15 protein-coding genes are annotated in these 17,128 nt (G+C 42.6%); all 15 read right to left on the reverse strand.

Annotated features, from left to right (window positions below; all coding sequences use genetic code 11):
• Window positions 1-126: 126 nt before the first annotated feature.
• The 15 genes from BM210_RS15315 to BM210_RS15385 all read right to left on the reverse strand — a co-directional run bounded on the left by BM210_RS15315 (window position 127) and on the right by BM210_RS15385 (window position 17,122).
• A complete protein-coding gene (locus BM210_RS15315; RefSeq protein ID WP_091169734.1) occupies window positions 127-4,434 on the reverse strand; it encodes a PolC-type DNA polymerase III in 4,308 nt (1,435 codons plus the stop codon).
• Between the two features lie 73 nt (window positions 4,435-4,507).
• The gene (gene proS / locus BM210_RS15320; RefSeq protein WP_091169736.1) at window positions 4,508-5,956 is read right to left on the reverse strand and encodes a proline--tRNA ligase; all 1,449 of its coding nucleotides are present in this window, start codon (window positions 5,954-5,956) and stop codon (window positions 4,508-4,510) included.
• Between the two features lie 58 nt (window positions 5,957-6,014).
• Window positions 6,015-7,268, reverse strand: coding sequence for an RIP metalloprotease RseP (gene rseP, locus BM210_RS15325; protein WP_091169738.1), 1,254 nt, complete (start codon window positions 7,266-7,268; stop codon window positions 6,015-6,017).
• Window positions 7,269-7,435: 167 nt separating this feature from the next.
• A complete protein-coding gene (locus tag BM210_RS15330; RefSeq protein WP_091169741.1) occupies window positions 7,436-8,581 on the reverse strand; it encodes a 1-deoxy-D-xylulose-5-phosphate reductoisomerase in 1,146 nt (381 codons plus the stop codon).
• Window positions 8,582-8,600: 19 nt separating this feature from the next.
• On the reverse strand, window positions 8,601-9,401 hold the full coding sequence (locus BM210_RS15335) for a phosphatidate cytidylyltransferase (protein ID WP_091169743.1): 801 nt from the start codon (window positions 9,399-9,401) through the stop codon (window positions 8,601-8,603).
• A gap of 20 nt (window positions 9,402-9,421) precedes the next feature.
• Window positions 9,422-10,189, reverse strand: coding sequence for an isoprenyl transferase (locus BM210_RS15340; protein WP_091169745.1), 768 nt, complete (start codon window positions 10,187-10,189; stop codon window positions 9,422-9,424).
• A gap of 58 nt (window positions 10,190-10,247) precedes the next feature.
• Entirely contained in the window at window positions 10,248-10,802 is a 555-nt protein-coding gene (gene frr / locus BM210_RS15345; RefSeq protein ID WP_091169748.1) for a ribosome recycling factor, read from the reverse strand.
• A 4-nt stretch (window positions 10,803-10,806) separates the two neighbouring features.
• Entirely contained in the window at window positions 10,807-11,532 is a 726-nt protein-coding gene (gene pyrH, locus BM210_RS15350) for a UMP kinase (RefSeq protein WP_091169750.1), read from the reverse strand.
• Window positions 11,533-11,627: 95 nt separating this feature from the next.
• Complete coding sequence (gene tsf / locus BM210_RS15355) at window positions 11,628-12,278, reverse strand: translation elongation factor Ts (RefSeq protein WP_091169753.1); 651 nt, start codon at window positions 12,276-12,278, stop codon at window positions 11,628-11,630.
• Between the two features lie 96 nt (window positions 12,279-12,374).
• Complete coding sequence (rpsB, locus tag BM210_RS15360) at window positions 12,375-13,073, reverse strand: 30S ribosomal protein S2 (protein WP_076232822.1); 699 nt, start codon at window positions 13,071-13,073, stop codon at window positions 12,375-12,377.
• A 229-nt stretch (window positions 13,074-13,302) separates the two neighbouring features.
• Window positions 13,303-13,818, reverse strand: coding sequence for a hypothetical protein (locus BM210_RS15365; RefSeq protein ID WP_091169755.1), 516 nt, complete (start codon window positions 13,816-13,818; stop codon window positions 13,303-13,305).
• Window positions 13,808-14,371, reverse strand: coding sequence for a hypothetical protein (locus BM210_RS15370; protein ID WP_091169756.1), 564 nt, complete (start codon window positions 14,369-14,371; stop codon window positions 13,808-13,810). The genes BM210_RS15365 and BM210_RS15370 overlap by 11 nt, the downstream gene beginning before the upstream one ends.
• A 177-nt stretch (window positions 14,372-14,548) precedes the next feature.
• The gene (locus BM210_RS15375) at window positions 14,549-14,878 is read right to left on the reverse strand and encodes a hypothetical protein (RefSeq protein WP_091169759.1); all 330 of its coding nucleotides are present in this window, start codon (window positions 14,876-14,878) and stop codon (window positions 14,549-14,551) included.
• A 30-nt stretch (window positions 14,879-14,908) separates the two neighbouring features.
• Window positions 14,909-16,315: a FapA family protein gene (locus BM210_RS15380; RefSeq protein ID WP_091169760.1), complete on the reverse strand. Its 1,407-nt coding sequence runs from the start codon at window positions 16,313-16,315 to the stop codon at window positions 14,909-14,911.
• Between the two features lie 21 nt (window positions 16,316-16,336).
• Entirely contained in the window at window positions 16,337-17,122 is a 786-nt protein-coding gene (locus BM210_RS15385) for a FliA/WhiG family RNA polymerase sigma factor (RefSeq protein WP_091169763.1), read from the reverse strand.
• Window positions 17,123-17,128: the final 6 nt, after the last annotated feature.

The following is a 17,128-nucleotide window of genomic DNA, read 5'->3' on the forward strand; positions in this document are numbered from 1 at the left end:
AAAATGTAAAGAGTGGGTTTCCCCACTCTCTAAGATCGGAATCTATAACATTGTTGCCAAAGAAGATTATACCATAAGGCTCATATCTATGCAATGAGGTCTATAGCTCACTGCCATTTGCAAGGTTTAGAAAAGCGATAACTGGTTCGTTTCCGGCAGCCCGCGGAAGCAGCCCATCGAGTTTAGCAGTTCAATAATCGTTTTGGATGCCTTGCTGCGATTCTGAAAGTCTTCAATCGACAGAAAAGGTCCATCGTTTTTGGAAGCCGCAATATTTTTGGCCGCATTATCCCCGATTCCCCCAAGTGCGGAGAAAGGAACGATCAATGAATCCCCATCAACCAGAAATTTAGTAGCATCCGATTTGAATAAATCAATTCCTTTAAAGGAAAAACCTCGTGCCGTCATTTCCAATGCCATTTCCAGAATGGAAATCATACTTTTCTCCTTAGGTAAAGCCTGAAAGCCTTTATCCTCGATCTCTATCAGTCTGCGCAATATAGCATCATAGCCCTGACATAGCAGTTCAACTTCAAAATCCTCAGCACGAACCGTAAAATAAGTCGCATAGTAGGCAATCGGATAATACAGCTTAAAGAAGGCAGTTCGCACCGCAGATATAACATAAGCAGCGGCATGAGCTTTTGGGAACATGTACTCAATACGCTCGCATGATTCGATATACCAGCCCGGCACCTTATGCTTCTTCATATCTTCCTTCCACTCGGGAGTTAGTCCCTTACCCTTACGCACACTCTCCGTTATTTTAAAGGCCAGACCCGCATCCATACCCGCTTTGTAAATCAAATAAAGCATGATATCATCCCGACAGCCAATAACCGTTTTAATCGTGCAGGTTTCTTTTTTGATGAGCTCCTGCGCATTTCCGAGCCATACGCCAGTTCCATGGGATAAGCCTGATATTTGCAGCAAATCTGCAAACGTGGACGGTTGAGTTTCCTGAAGCATCTGACGTACAAATTTGGTACCCATTTCCGGTACGCCATATGTCGCAACAGGCGTTCGTATTTGCTCGGGTGTGACTCCTAGAGATTTGGTTGAACTAAAAATGCTCATAACCTTAGGATCATTCATGGGGATCGTGGTTGGATCAACATCCGTGAGATCCTGCAGCATACGCATCATGGTTGGATCATCATGACCCAATATATCGAGCTTTAAGAGATTGTTTTCAAAAGCATGGTAGTCAAAATGGGTTGTTTTCCATTCTGAAGATGTATCATCTGCTGGATACTGAACAGGTGTAACATCATCCACATCCATGTAATCAGGAACGACGACAATACCGCCTGGATGCTGGCCCGTGCTCCGCTTCACGCCTGTAAAGCCTGATGCAAGTCGGCTAATTTCGGCTCCACGCCACTTCTTGCCTTGCTCCTCTTCAAACTTCTTTACGTAACCAAAAGCTGTCTTTTCGGCAATCGTACCGATTGTACCTGCACGAAACACACACTTTTCACCAAATAATTCTTTTGTATAATTGTGCGCAACTGATTGGTATTCGCCAGAAAAGTTCAAGTCAATATCGGGAACCTTATCTCCCTTAAAGCCAAGAAACGTTTCAAAAGGAATATCCTGCCCTTCACCCTTGAGTCGCTCTCCACAAGTTGGGCAGCTCTTCTCCGGTAAATCAAAGCCGCTCGGCAAGCTGCCGTCCAATATCCACTCACTATGCTTGCAGGAGCCGCATACATAATGGGGAGGTAATGGATTAACCTCGGAAATTCCCAAAAAGGTTGCCACAACAGATGAGCCTACAGATCCCCGTGAACCTACGAGATAACCGTCCTCATTAGACTTTTTAACCAAACGCTCCGATATGAGATAATTGGCAGAAAATCCATATTTGATAATCGGGATGAGTTCCTTTTCTAGCCTTGCCGTAATGACCTCATGGAGATCATCTCCGTAAATGCGTTTGGCCGTGTCATAGCATTTTTCACGAATCTCTTCATCGGCACCTTCGATAATAGGGGTAAATAGTTTACTCGGGAATAGCTCGATTTCCTCAAAACGATCAGCTAACTCCGATGTATTTGTGACTACAACCTCATGGGCTGTTTCCGCCCCCAAATATTGAAATTCAGCAAGCATTTCCTTAGTTGTCCGAAAGTGTACATCCGGTTTTTTCATATCCTTCAAAGGACTGAAGCCGGTAATACCATTGATGGCGATGTCACGGCATATTTTCTGTCTAGGGTGCAAATAATGAACATTTCCGGTTGCAATGACGAGCTTACCCAGCTTACGTCCGATTTGTAACACCCGTTGATTTGCATCCTCCAAATGTTCCTTGCTTCCTACCAAGCCTTTATCGACCAAATGCATATTAACGCCGATCGGCTGGATTTCAAGCACATCGTAAAACTCGGCTACGCGTTCTGCTTCTTCCATGGACTTGTTCAGTACCGTTTCGAAAAACTCGCCTTTCTCACAGCCAGAAGAAATGATTAAACCTTCACGCAATTCGACAAGCTTACTCCTTGGAATGCAGGCAACTCTTTGAAAATATTCGGTATGAGACAGAGAAACCAAAGAAAATAAATTTTTCTTACCCACCGCGTTTTGAGCATAAATGCAGCAATGAAAAGGTCTTTGATTCTTCAAGCTTTTACCGACATTATCGTTAAGCTGCGGCATAAGAATTAACCCGCGTTCAACGGCTTCTTTAATCAAATGAAATAAAATATACCCAAGCGCTATCGAGTCATCAATCGCACGGTGATGGTTGTCCAAACCAACCTTGAACTTGTCTGATAAGGTGTTCAGCCTGTGGTTTTTCATCGTTGGAAATAATAATCTTGCTAGCTCCAACGTGTCCAACGAAGGATTCGTTACCGGTGCCAATCCCAGTCTTTTACTATTTGCATGAATAAAGCCCATATCAAACCGTGCATTATGAGCAACTAGCACACAGTCCCCAATAAAATCAATAAATTTAGGCAGCACATCTTCAAGCTCTGGGGCATCAACAACCATATCATCTGTAATATTCGTTAATTGTTGAATGTTATAAGGAATTTTTTCGTGCGGATTAACAAAGCTGGCAAACCGGTCAATTTCTTTGCCATCCTTCATTTTGACGCCAGCTAATTCTATAATTTTGTTGTTAATAATGGATAACCCAGTTGTTTCTATATCAAAAATAACATATTCGATTTCTCGCAAATCTTCGTTACGTGGATTCACAACGACCGGTACCGCATCATCAACCACATTAGCTTCAAGTCCAAAAATCACTTTAATGCCATTTTTCTTGGCAGCTTTATCAGCCTCCGGGTAGCATTGAATACCGGCATGATCCGTAATCGCTATTGCTTTATGTCCCCATTTTGCGGCGGTTTTTATGTACTGATCCACGGAAGTGATCCCGTCCATCGTACTCATCGTTGTATGAAGATGAAACTCGACCCGCTTTTCTGCAGCATCATCCTTACGATCAGGAGGAGCCATTACCTCATTAATATCGTTTGGCATCAATACCAGCTCAGGGGTTTGCATAAATCGGTCATATTCCACTTTTCCCCGTAATTTCAGCCAAGTGCCATTTTGAATCAGACTATAAATTTTGACGTCCTCTTTGTTTTTCGCAAATGCTTTAACCATCATGGAATCAGTGAAATCCGTTATATTAAACGTGAACAAGGTCATCCCGTTTTTAAGCTCTTTGGAATCGAGCCCGAAGACAGCGCCCTGCAGCGTTACTTTCTTATCCTCATCCTGTACCATTTGAATAGGAACCGGTGCGTCTTTAATATCATAGCCAACCATCAACTTAATTTCTGCTGCATTTAATGAATCAGCTTCCTGTTCAGCTTCGATGGAAGTCATCATTTCTTCGGTTACCATTTTATTTTCTTCTTTAATTTGCTGCTCAAATTTCTTGATTTCTTCTTCTGGCTTCTCATTCTTGCTATATCGAACCTGAAAATCAGCACCAAAATACGTATGGTAGTAGGTCTGAACCCATTGACCGATATTCTTTTTCTTTGCCATCTCCAAGCCCATGGAATCAAGCATAACTAACGTTAGCACGTTGCCCTGCACTTCAATATGAGCTTTATTCATCCAACCGTTAACAGATGTTTCCTCACGCTGCACCCATTCAACGAACATTGACCAGTATTCATGGGCAATCGCTTCGGCTGGTACTTGATCCGTATATTTCAGAATAAAACGAATTGCTGCAATGTGCGCAAATTTATCACGAATCAATTTACAAAAGGAAACATACACATCCTTCGGAACGATGCTGCTTTTCCCGATATAAAGTGTCCACTCTTTGTTTCTGGGACTGGTCTCTACTTTATCAATATATCCATCCATGAAAAAAGATCCTACTACATCCTGAGGTACACGTGCTTGCTCCATCAGCATCTCAAAACGCTGTCTTTTTTCTGCCGTTTCGCTCATGAACATCCTCCTAAAACATACAAAGGGCAAAAGGAAGTTGTAGCTCTCCGCTTTGCCCTATTGTCACTTTTCATTAATAAGCTTTACCAAAAACAACCGTGTGCTGTGCTTTTTCTCCACAGACCAGACAAGTTTCCTTGTGCTCCGCAGGTTCGAATGGAATATTCCGGCTAGTCGCACCGGTTTCTTCCTTGACTTGTGCTTCACAAGCTGCAGAACCACACCAGCCCGCTAATGCAAAGCCGCGCTTTTCTTCCAAAAATGCTTTAAACTCATCCAAGGTGTCGACCGAACTAAAGTTGTCATCGCGGAACTGCTTAGCTTTATCATACATCTGCTGATGAATTTCTGCCAGCATGTTATTCACTTCTTCCACCAAATGCTCCTGCGCAACCATTTTCTTTTCCCCTGATACTCTGGATACGAGAACAACTTGTCCATTTTCCATATCACGAGGTCCGAGCTCAAGACGAATCGGCACACCGCGCATTTCGTATTCATTGAATTTCCAGCCTGGACTTTGGTCTGCACGATCATCCACTTTGACACGGACGCCTGCTTTCTTCAACTGCTGGTACAACTCATTCACACGAGCAACGACCGGCTCCCTTGTTTTCGGAGGACCTATAGGTATCATAATAAGTTGGGTAGGTGCAACCTTTGGAGGCATAACCAATCCTCTGTCATCACCATGGACCATGATTAAGGCTCCAATAAGACGTGTGCTTACACCCCAAGAGGTTGTATGGCAAAATTGATGCTGATTCTCACGATCCAAATATTTAATATCAAAAGCAACAGCGAATTTAGTGCCCAAATAATGTGATGTTCCCGCTTGAACCGCTTTGCCATCCTTCATCATCGCTTCTATCGAGAAAGTGTCTACAGCTCCCGCAAATCTTTCGGAAGGAGTCTTCGCACCAAGAATAACTGGAATCGCTAAGAAGTTTTCAGCAAAATCCTTATAAATATCAAGCATCTGCATCGTTTCACGACGTGCGTCGGCTTCGTCCTCATGTGCTGTATGGCCTTCCTGCCACAAGAACTCACTCGTCCGTAAAAACGGCTGGGTTCTTTTCTCCCAACGAACTACGTTAGCCCACTGATTAATCAGCAGCGGCAGGTCGCGGTAGGAGTTAATCCATTCAGCGTACATATGCCCAACCATCGTTTCGGAGGTTGGACGAATGGCTAAGCGCTCTTCAAGCTTCTCGCCCCCTGCCTCAGTTACCCAAGGTAGTTCAGGGTTGAAACCCTCGATATGATCTTTTTCTTTCTGGAAAAAGCTTTCTGGGATAAACAACGGGAAATAGGCGTTTCTATGACCTGTTTCTTTAAACCGACCATCCAATTCCTTTTGAATGTTTTCCCATATTTCATAACTATCAGGCTTAAATACGATACAGCCACGCACAGGCGAGTAGCTCATCAAGTCCGCTTTTTTAATGACATCCAAATACCATCTGGAGAAATCCTCACTTTGTGGAGTGATCTCTTTCACGAATTGTTTTTCTTTTGACATGGGTGATCCTCCTACAAGCTTTGCTTCTGCAAAGCTACTTCGTAAGCATTAGCTTTCCTTATCCCTTAACCAAGCGCAGTATATCATTATAAGTAACAGCAATCATCAACAGCATCAGCATCGCAAATCCAACAAAATGCACGATACTTTCCCTACTTGGATCTACCGGCTTGCCGCGTACCGCCTCAAATGCAAGGAATACCAAACGACTTCCGTCTAATGCAGGAAAAGGAAGTAAGTTGAACAGTCCGAGATATAGACTCATCAAAGCTGTCCAGAAAATATATTGAGCCCAGCCTGCGCTGGCCTGTTCGCTTGTAAACTCAACGATTCGAACGGGCCCACCCAAATCATCCATCTTAAACTGCAGTGTTGCCAGTTTCCCAAAGCTGTCAAGAATAGAAACTGTAGCCATGGTGAAGCTGTTCCAACCGCTTTTGACACCTTCCAGCACGGAAGCTTTCCGATTTTCTGATGTCAAAGTTACTCCGACCAAACCGCCATCTTTATCGTCAGGAGTGACCTCCTTGCGAATTTGCTCACCATTGCGTTCTATGATCCAAACCATCGGCTTATTAGCCGATAGCTTGATTAAATCCCTCAGCTTGGCACCATCAGGCCCTATCGCCTCGTTATTGATCTTGAGAACAATATCATTTGCCATAAGTCCACTTTTTTCAGCAGGTGCTCCAGGCTCAGTACTGCGTATTTTGATTTTGTCAGGCACGCCCGCCATCAAAACGACGGTTACAAACAGTACAAAGGCAAGAATAAAATTCATCATGGGACCAGCGAAAATGGAAAGCGCGCGCTGCGTAACCGTTTTACTGGCAAATTGTCTGTCAAGCGGAGCAATTTGTGTTTCTTTTCCTTTTACGATGAGCAGGGCTTGAGGATGAATGGCAAATTGACGCTGCTCTCCATCCAAATCGAGTCTAACAAAAAGCTTACGCTCCAAATCAATTTCTTCCACGACACCAATCAGACTATCCATACGTTTATCAAAATCGCCCGTATAAATATGACTCACCTGATCGTCCTGTAAACTTACTGAAATACGCTGACCAGGGTTAATTTGAACCATTTCCGGATCTTCACCGGCCATCCGCACAAAGCCACCTATAGGCAATAAGCGAAGCGTGAACCTGGTTTCATCCTTTTTAAAAGAGAGGATCTTAGGTCCAAAACCTATGGCAAATTCTCTTACCAAAATGCCTGCTCTTTTGGCAAAATAAAAATGTCCCCATTCATGAATCGTAACCAGGACAAAAAATAAAAGCACAATTTGAAATGCATTTTGCAACGTAGCCAATTCGCAACGTCCTCCCTTAAGCATCGGTTAGTCAAGTTTATGTTCCATGGCTATGCTTATCTTTTGATTAAGATTAACATTTTTTGCGACACAAATACAAGCCGCTCCATGTAATGAACATATTATCCTGCAGGTGGAATGATGCTTATAGAATTGGGCATACACGATTAATGATTTATTTTTTCCGCGGCGGCTCTCGCCCAGGTGTCAGCTGCCAAAATCTCCTCTAGATTGGGAACGGACACTACCTCATGTTTATTAAGCACGTTGTCAATAATCCGCTCAATTTGTAAGAAATCAATAGTTCCCTTTAAAAACCTTGCTACTGCCACTTCGTTGGCTGCATTATACACCGTGGTAGCTGTACCTCCGGCTTTCCCACTATCAAAAGCCATTTGCAAACAAGGAAATCTTACATAATCCATTTCACGGAAGTGCAGCTTTCCGATCTGGGCTAAACTCAAGGGCTTTGAAGGTGTTGATAAACGCTTCGGATACGTAAGCGCATACTGAATAGGAACACGCATATCCGGATTTCCAAGCTGAGCGATAATGCTATTATCAACAAACTCTACACACGAATGAATAATGCTTTCAGGGTGAATCAGCACTTCGATTTGTGAGTATGGCAACCCAAATAACCAATGTGCCTCAATAACCTCTAGCCCTTTGTTTACCATCGTTGCGGAATCAATGGTGATTTTGGCTCCCATCGACCAATTCGGATGCTGAAGGGCTTGTTCAACCGTAACACCCTGTAGTTGATCACGAGTACGATCTCGGAATGAACCGCCGGAGGCTGTTAAAATAATTTTGTTAACGTCTTGTACCGATTCTCCGTTCAAGCATTGAAAAATGGCCGAATGCTCACTGTCTATGGGCAGCAGCTTGACTCCATGCTTCTTCACGAGCTCCGTTACCAAGTGCCCAGCGCTAACTAGGGTTTCTTTATTGGCTAGTCCTATGTCTTTGCCTGCTTCAATCGCAGCAAGCGTTGGACGCAATCCTTGACTGCCTACTAACGCGGTAACTACATAATCCGCATCTGTCCCAGCTGCAATCTCCAATAATCCTTCATCCCCAAAGAAAACAGAGGTTTCTGCAGCAACATGGTGCTTAAGCTCGTCTGCCAAGCTTTTGGTAGCTACGGATACCTTTTTGGGTCTGAATTGTTTGATTTGCTCGATGAGTAAAGGCAAATTATGCCCACCGGCAAGTCCCTCCACCTTGTACAGCTCGGGAGAATGTGCTAGTACATCCAGGGTTTGTGTCCCTATGGACCCCGTAGAACCGAGTATAGCAATGTGCTTCATGATTCACCTCAATAACAATTTATGCGTGCGGCAGCAGAGTCAATATCTGGACCATCGGAAACACAATCAACCAGCTATCAACCCGATCCAAAACCCCACCATGGCCAGGTAAAATCGTTCCAGTATCCTTGATACCTTTGATCCGTTTATAAGCAGATTGGATCAGATCTCCCATCTGACCTACAACAGCGATAATGATTCCAATAACAATTGCCTGCTTCCATGATAATAATTCAGGATGCACTAAAGCGAAGCAAACGGCGACCACAACCGATATAATAATGCCGCCAATTGAGCCTTCTATTGATTTTTTGGGACTGATTGTAGGCCACAACGGTGTTTTGCCAAATTTCGACCCCGTAAAGTATGCACCTGAATCCGTTGCCCAAATACAGAAAAAGACCAGCAAGGTCCAAAACAATCCATTTTGCCCAATCATTCTGGTTTCTATCATATAGTGAAAGCCAATACCGATATAGACGACACCTAAAAATAAGGTGGATATATGATCTATGGTCACTTTATTCTTAGAAAGCACAGTAATACTTAGCAAAACAAATAGGAGCAACCAAATCATATTAGATGGCGAGCTTATGGCTGGAATAGTTGTTAGACTCCACGGCAAGCATAACAAACCAACCCCCAAGTACCCAACAATTGAAGTTAAGGAAAAGGGATTGAGCTTATTCATTTTTGCATATTCGTAAAAACCGATCAACGCGGTAATGACAATCAGTCCGGTAAACCAATAACTGCCTAAGTATAAAAGCGTCAAAAAAACAATCGCTGCTATGATTCCTGTTACTATACGCTGCTTCAAGTCAATACCTCCGTCGCCTGCTACAGGCCGCCATATCTGCGGGCCCGCCGCTGATACTCTTGAACAGCCTCAAAAAAATCCTGCTCAGTAAATTCCGGCCAACATAACTCAGTAAACCACAGCTCAGAGTAAGCTAATTGCCATAACATAAAGTTGCTTATACGCAGCTCACCACTCGTGCGAATTAATAAATCAGGGTCCGGAAGCGGATGCGTTAACATATACCTTGAATACACAGTTTCATCGATCTCATCCACATGAAGCTTACCGGATTGAACATCCATGGCAATCTGCTTCACTCCTGACAGCATTTCTTTACGGCTACCGTAATTTAACGCAAAATTCAAAATGAGTCCGTCGTTATTCTTGGTTTGTTCAATCGCATCCTGAATCGCCTTTAACGTATAATCAGGCAAACCTTCATCCCAGCCCGTCATACGAATCTGAACATTATTAGCAATTAATTCTTCAATTTCTTTAGGAAAAAATTCAATTGGAAGTTTCATCAAGTAGTCAACTTCTTCTTTTGGTCTTTTCCAATTTTCCGTTGAAAATGCATATAAAGTCAACACTCGGACTCCAATGGAATTCGCAGCCATTGTTATCTTTTTCACATTTTTCATACCTGAGTGATGCCCTGCAACACGCGGCAATCCGCGCTTCTGAGCCCAACGGCCATTGCCGTCCATGATTACTGCCACATGGTTTGGAACATTATCGGCATCTAACCGTTCTATAAGCTCGGTGCTCAGTGGCTTGCTTCCAAACCATTTTTTGAAAGGTATCATCTATTGCTTCCTCCAATAAGGAAAGACTAAAAGCCCCCTTGCAAGGGGGTCTCTATGATTATACTTCCATAATCTCTTTTTCTTTAGCCGCAAGAACCTTATCGACTTCTGAAATGAACTTGTCAGTAAATTTTTGAATATCCTCTTGATGTTTACGTGACTCATCTTCAGATATACCATTTTTCTCAAGCTTTTTGATTTCGTCATTTGCATCACGGCGAACATTTCTGATCGCAACCTTGGCTTCTTCGCCGAATTTACGAGTCATTTTAACCAATTCAGCTCTACGATCTGAAGTCAGTGCTGGAATCATAATACGAATCATGGAACCATCATTAGATGGAGTCAGACCCAAATCGGATTTCATAATCGCTTTTTCGATTGCCGACATTGAACTCTTATCCCATGGTTGAATCATGAGTGTGCGTGAATCCGGTGTACTGATATTAGCCAATTGGTTAACTGGTGTCATGGCACCGTAATATTCTACCTGTACACGATCCAATAGCGCAGGAACAGCTCTACCAGCACGTAAACTGGAAAGTTCCTTTTTTAAAGAACCAATGGCTTTCTCCATACGATCTTCTGCATTTTTCTTTATCGATTGAGGCATATCGTTAGACACTCCCTTTTACAATCGTTCCAATTTTTTCACCCAGTACTACTCGTTTAATATTACCACTTTCCGTAATTGAAAATACGATTAATGGCAGGTTATTATCCATGCACAGCGATGAAGCCGTTGAATCCATAACACCAAGATTTTTATTTAAAACTTCCAAATACGTTAGCGTTTCATATTTGATTGCGCTTGGGTCTTTGAAAGGATCTGCCGAATATACACCATCCACTTTATTTTTGGCCATGAGAATCACTTCAGCTTCAATCTCAGCAGCTCTCAGAGCTGCAGTCGTATCCGTTGAGAAATATGGATTGCCTGTCCCTGCCGCAAAAATGACTACTCTACCTTTTTCCAAATGCCGAATTGCTCTTCGACGTATGTAAGGCTCTGCTACCTGCTGCATGTTAATTGAGGATTGTACACGAGTTGGAACATCAATGGTTTCAAGCGCATCTTGAAGAGCCAATGAATTCATTACTGTTGCCAGCATTCCCATATAATCGGCTGTAGCTCTGTCTATCCCTTTTTCACTTCCAGCTATGCCTCTCCATATGTTGCCGCCGCCCACTACGATTGCGACTTCAACGTTTAATTCAACCACTTGTTTAACTTGCTGAGCTATCGAGGAAATCGTCTCAGAATCGATACCAAATCCTTGTTGTCCTGCCAAAGCTTCTCCGCTCAATTTTAGAATAACTCGTTTGTAAATAGGACGTTCCAAGCTTATCCCCCCTGTTCGAAAAAGCAGCTATTGATGTTTGTGTTTAAAAAAGAGGAACACAAAGTGTTCCCGCTATCTGTTCATTCACTATGAATTTATTTCTTTACTTGTGCCATAACTTCTTCAGCGAAGTTCTCTGTTTTCTTCTCTAAGCCTTCACCAAGCTCAAAACGAACAAAGCGACGGATGGTGATGTTCTCACCAATTTTGGAAACTTTTTCGTTGATCAATTGGCTGATTTTTTTATCAGGGTCTTTGATGAACGCTTGCTCCATTAAGCAATTTTCTTCGTAATATTTGCCAATACGTCCGTCAACCATTCTATCAACGATATTAGCCGGTTTACCTTCGTTTAGAGCTTGGTTTGTCAGGATTTCACGTTCTTTGTCAAGAGCTTCCTGAGGCACTTCTTCACGACGAACATACAGTGGGTTAGCAGCAGCAATTTGCATCGCTACATCTCTAACAAAATCTTTGAACTGATCTGTTTTGGCAACAAAATCGGTTTCACAGTTAACTTCAACCAATACACCGATACGACCGCCAGCATGGATATAAGATTCAACAACACCTTCTGTTGCAATACGTCCTGCTTTATTAGCTGCTGCAGACAATCCTTTTTCACGCAGAAGCTCCGCCGCTTTTGTCAAATCACCATTTGCTTCTTCCAACGCATTTTTACAATCGAGCATACCTGCTCCTGTACTTGCACGTAATTCCTTTACTGATGCTGCATTAACCGCCATGTACTTGGCCTCCCTCATATATGTTGAACCTTGATCCTTAAAAAAGGGGCGGTGAAAGGATTTTGCACCTTTGAACCACCCCTTTCTATTCACTATTTAAGCTGTAGTTTGTTCGCCTTGATGTGCTTCAACAACTGCATCGGCAATTTTAGCTGTTAACAGCTTAACTGCACGAATCGCATCGTCATTACCAGGAATGACATAATCGATTTCATCAGGATCGCAGTTTGTATCTACGATACCTACGATTGGAATACCCAGCTTGCGAGCTTCTGCAACCGCGATACGCTCTTTGCGAGGATCGATGATGAACAATGCACTTGGAAGGCCCTTCATATTCTTAATACCGCCAAGGAATTTCTCCAAGCGATCTTTTTCCTTACGAAGGATAATAACTTCTTTCTTAGGAAGAACTTCAAAAGTACCGTCTTCTTCCCATCTTTCCAATTGCTTCAAACGATCAATACGCTTTTGAATCGTTTGGAAGTTAGTTAATGTTCCACCCAACCAACGTTGGTTTATGTAGAACATACCGCAGCGAGCTGCTTCTTCCGCAACTGAATCTTGCGCTTGTTTTTTTGTTCCTACGAACAAAATTGTACCGTTTTGGTCGGCTACTGATTTAACGAAGTTATAAGCTTCTTCAACCTTTTTCACCGTTTTCTGCAAATCAATAATATAAATTCCGTTTCTTTCCGTGAAGATGTAACGATCCATTTTCGGATTCCAACGACGAGTCTGGTGACCGAAATGTACTCCAGCTTCTAAAAGCTGTTTCATGGAGATTACTGCCATCCTCACACACCTCCTCTAAATTGGTTTTGGGTCTCCTCCGCTATAGTCGCATCTTCGACATAAAACTCCCCACCGGGAAGCACCCTTATGCGAATTGACCAGCGTGCGTTTTAACACCGTCAATAACTATACCACAAGTGAAAAGTGTATGCAACACTAATCTTATTTATTCCTACAATTTGAGTATACTCATAAAAAGCAGAAAAACCAAACCTTTAATAGGTTTGGCTTATGGACGGGTTGTTATATTTGAAACCACACGCGCAAGCTCCACTGGACCTTTGAAAACATGAACGCCGGATACAATTTTCTCATTTAATTGCTGCTGGTACATCATATCCTCAAATGCTTTACGATCTGAAATCACGCCGCTGGTCACTAACAGATCCCCCACATTCCCTGCATTCAGTCCAGGGGAAACATAAATGTAGGTTTCTTTAACAACTTGATTTACAGGAGCAGGCGGTTGAACTACAGGCTGCTTATCCTTTTCCTCTTTTACTTTCTGTTGGACTAGTGCATCTGCCTGAGATTGACTGATCATCTTCTGATCAATTTCAAAAACCTGAAAATACTTGGAGGCAGATTCCTTCAATTGATCATGGTCCAATTCACTTATCGCTGTGCTTTTCAATAAATCCGATTTGACTGCCGCTGGCCTCGCTGCATTCATCAACTGGAGCAATGAGGCACCTATAATTAATCCAATTCCAAGGCCGTACAACATAGATTTGTTAGTGAGCATTCAGTTTTTCCTCCTGCTTCGCCAACTGAAAGATCAAATTGACCTCTCCTTTGTTCATATTCAGCTTTTTAGCAATGTGCTCCACAGACTTCCCTTGTTCAAACAAGGTAAACAGCTCTACATAACGAGTTTTCAGGTTCATGGCTACAGGCGGATCTACAACATCGGCTACTGTGTCTTCAACCGTTGTTTTCTGCAGCTCGATCATCTCTTTTTTCTCGGGTGGGTACGCTGCCTTCTTCTGAAGCTCGTCATATGCAAAGCCAAGCTTGCTTAGCTCTTGATTAGTAAGTGTTGATTGTCTCTCAACAATTTCAAGACGTGAGGTTAGCTTGGCGGTTTGTACTTCGTAATCTCTTTTGGTTTCCGCAAGCAGCTGTACCAAGGCTTTATTTTGGTCATCAAGCTCTGCCGTAAAATGCTCCATCGCTTCTTCAATTTCATGAAGTGTTGGATTGGCCTGACCTTTTGTTGTGCTCGCTTTCGGAATGATTTTCGCATAAATAATGAATACGAGTCCAAACAATACAATATAAACCCAGGGTTGATCCACTTGATTCACCTTTTTCCGAAATCTTTCATTTCCTCTGATTACAAATGCGAGTTCAAAAAGTCGACATTTCAGCACCGAGAAGGTTGAGTACCGCACTTCGAGCCTGAATGCAAGATTCGATGCCGAATAAGCTTTCTATGAAACTTCGTGATCAAATGGGGACTTTTTGAACAACCTTTACAAGGATAAATCAATATGCTTTCCTTTAAAAGGGTGAACTCGCCTCTCCTGAGAGAGCTTCTCCCCTTCATTTTCAGTGGAATTGTTCTTTTCTTTTGACTTGTTCTTATTCTGCTTGGAAGCTTCCTTCTCTTGGTCGCGTATGGAGGACTGATTGACGTCATCGGCTTTTCCAGTCACATGTCGTTCTTTTTCCGTCTGCTTCGCTGCAGCCCCTGCGAGTAAAGTTTGGTCCTGAAGCGGCTTGCTATTCAATTGATTCTGCTTTAGTCCGACTTCCTCGTTTTTGTGCAATGCAAATTGAAGCTCTACCGGCCTTAAACTCATACCATCCAGCCCCCTCAGCAACAATTACTATTAAACTAGCGGAATAGCTGCTATATCACCATCTGCCAACTGGAATCTGACATGGGACACTGCATCCTTGACAAATTTCGTATAACGGCCAATCACGATCTTGGATCCACTGTAAATCGTAGATGCCACATCGACCTTAGCTTTTTCAGAATCCTCTAATGACTTTTCAATTTCGAAAATGCGTTCTCTGGATGTTATACGTTCTTCGGTAAATTGTTTTTTGGTATGATTAAGCTTGATGCGCATGGAAACTTTATCTGGTCCTAATTGACCAATTGCCGCTAATTGATCCAGCATGGCCAAAGCCTTCTCTGTCTTATCCAGGTTATCATTGATCGAGCGCAGTTGAGTCCTTAGCTGTACTAATTCATTGCGCATCTCTGGCAGAACACCCACCTCAATTACGGTTACTGTGGACATCGAATTTCCAACGGTACGTGCCAATACGGACTCACCTGCCTGGATAACCCCGCCTACAATAAGTCCCTTCGATCCTTTACAAACCACACTATGGATGGCATGTACATTAGAATGCATAATGCTTAAACTCACGATGACTTCTTCAGCATACACGGTTGCATCTTGTATAAATGCGCTTTTCACATGCTTGCCCGCACGAATGACACCTTTGTTGTGCCCCAAAATACCTGCACTGATTTCAATGGAACCTTCTGCCTCTAAATCTGCACCTTCGACGCTGCCGATGACTCGGATGTCGCCTGAGGCTTTTATCTTAAATCCGGAGAGAACGCTTCCCCTGATTACAACTGTACCGACAAAATCGATATTCCCAACATTGTAATCTACATCTCCGTTAACTTCATAAATTGGAAACACATTAATTTTATCGCGATCCGTTTTGGCCACCACACCATCAATAGCCGCATATAAAGAATTCTGCCCAGGATCCAAGACCACATTTTTCCCTACTTTGATCCGTGCATCCTTACCATCCTTCGTATTGATAGACTCGCCTGTTACTGCTTTACCCGGTGTTCCAGGCGTGGCAGGAATCCGTTCGGCGATCAATTGACCTTTTCTAACATTATTAATGGAGGTCACTTCTTTAAAGTCAACTTTTCCATCATGCATTTCTACTGGCCGCTTGGCATCATTGCTTAAATCATACAAAAATTTGACGAAACCATCCTCGCCCTTAACGGGTGCTGTTCCGGTTGCAATAAGAGTTTTACTTAGAAAAAATGTTACTGGAGACAACACGATCTCATTTAATTTGCTGCGATTGATTCCATGAGTAATCTTATAGGAAACCAAAACTTCCTCTAACTGTGCCAGACTAAAGCTTAGTTTTTCATCACAATTTCTAAACTGTAAATAGGCGTTAAGCTTATCCTCAGACAAAGTAATCTCCATATAAAAACTAAGCGGAACAGCCTGCTCGCTCATTATTCCCCCCACTTTCCAGATTCAAGAGTCTTCAAACAACTGTGATTTATGCCTTCCTAACGAGCCCCGGAGCCGCAATATCGCTTTGGAATGTAATTGTGAAATTCTTGAAGGTGACAAACTCATAACCTCTGCAATTTCACTTAGCGACAGTTCTTCAAAGTAAAACAAGGATACTACCGTTCTTTCCTTATCGGTTAATCTTTCAATTGCTTTAGCTAATGTTTCTTTTAAATAAAATTCGTTAACTTTATATTCAGGATTCTTGGCTTTTTCATCTATCAACAAAGACAACCGAGTCTCAGAATCTTCTTCACGAATAGGATCATCTATAGAACATACTGTTGTAATAGCGATCTCTTGTACCATCTGGCGAAAGTCATTTTCACTTACTTGTAAATAATCGCTAATTTCATCATCAGTGACTGATCGTAAATATTGCTGCTCAAGCTTTTGATACGCTTCTTCTATTTTCTTGGATTTCTCCCTTACTGATCTTGGAACCCAATCCCCCTGACGCAAACCATCGATGATAGCACCACGAATACGCCAGGAAGCGTAAGTTTCAAATTGCAAACCACGAAGATAATCAAACTTTTCTATAGCATCGATAAGTCCCATAACACCAAAGCTCGATAGATCATCTCTCGATACATTCTTGGGTAAACCGATAGCTAAACGGTTCGAAACATATTCAACCAGAGGTAAATAAGTTTCGATGAGCGACTGTTTTGCTTCAAGCAAGCCGAATTCTTTCCATTGCTTCCAAACATCCATGTTGGTCAAATGCGACTTTTGTTGAATCATGAACCG

It is taken from the genome of Paenibacillus sp. 1_12 (assembly GCF_900114475.1).
GTDB lineage: Bacteria > Bacillota > Bacilli > Paenibacillales > NBRC-103111 > Paenibacillus_S.

What these genes read in the sequence shown, in the direction of transcription:
- BM210_RS15330 (WP_091169741.1), bottom strand. Translation starts at nt 8,581, where the DNA reads ATGAAGCACATTGCTATACTCGGTTCTACGGGGTCCATAGGGACACAA.
- BM210_RS15380 (WP_091169760.1), bottom strand. Translation starts at nt 16,315, where the DNA reads ATGAGCGAGCAGGCTGTTCCGCTTAGTTTTTATATGGAGATTACTTTG.
- BM210_RS15385 (WP_091169763.1), bottom strand. Translation starts at nt 17,122, where the DNA reads ATGATTCAACAAAAGTCGCATTTGACCAACATGGATGTTTGGAAGCAA.
- frr (WP_091169748.1), bottom strand. Translation starts at nt 10,802, where the DNA reads ATGCCTCAATCGATAAAGAAAAATGCAGAAGATCGTATGGAGAAAGCC.
- BM210_RS15315 (WP_091169734.1), bottom strand. Translation starts at nt 4,434, where the DNA reads ATGAGCGAAACGGCAGAAAAAAGACAGCGTTTTGAGATGCTGATGGAG.
- tsf (WP_091169753.1), bottom strand. Translation starts at nt 12,278, where the DNA reads ATGGCGGTTAATGCAGCATCAGTAAAGGAATTACGTGCAAGTACAGGA.
- BM210_RS15365 (WP_091169755.1), bottom strand. Translation starts at nt 13,818, where the DNA reads ATGCTCACTAACAAATCTATGTTGTACGGCCTTGGAATTGGATTAATT.
- BM210_RS15375 (WP_091169759.1), bottom strand. Translation starts at nt 14,878, where the DNA reads ATGAGTTTAAGGCCGGTAGAGCTTCAATTTGCATTGCACAAAAACGAG.
- BM210_RS15340 (WP_091169745.1), bottom strand. Translation starts at nt 10,189, where the DNA reads ATGATACCTTTCAAAAAATGGTTTGGAAGCAAGCCACTGAGCACCGAG.
- proS (WP_091169736.1), bottom strand. Translation starts at nt 5,956, where the DNA reads ATGTCAAAAGAAAAACAATTCGTGAAAGAGATCACTCCACAAAGTGAG.
- rpsB (WP_076232822.1), bottom strand. Translation starts at nt 13,073, where the DNA reads ATGGCAGTAATCTCCATGAAACAGCTTTTAGAAGCTGGAGTACATTTC.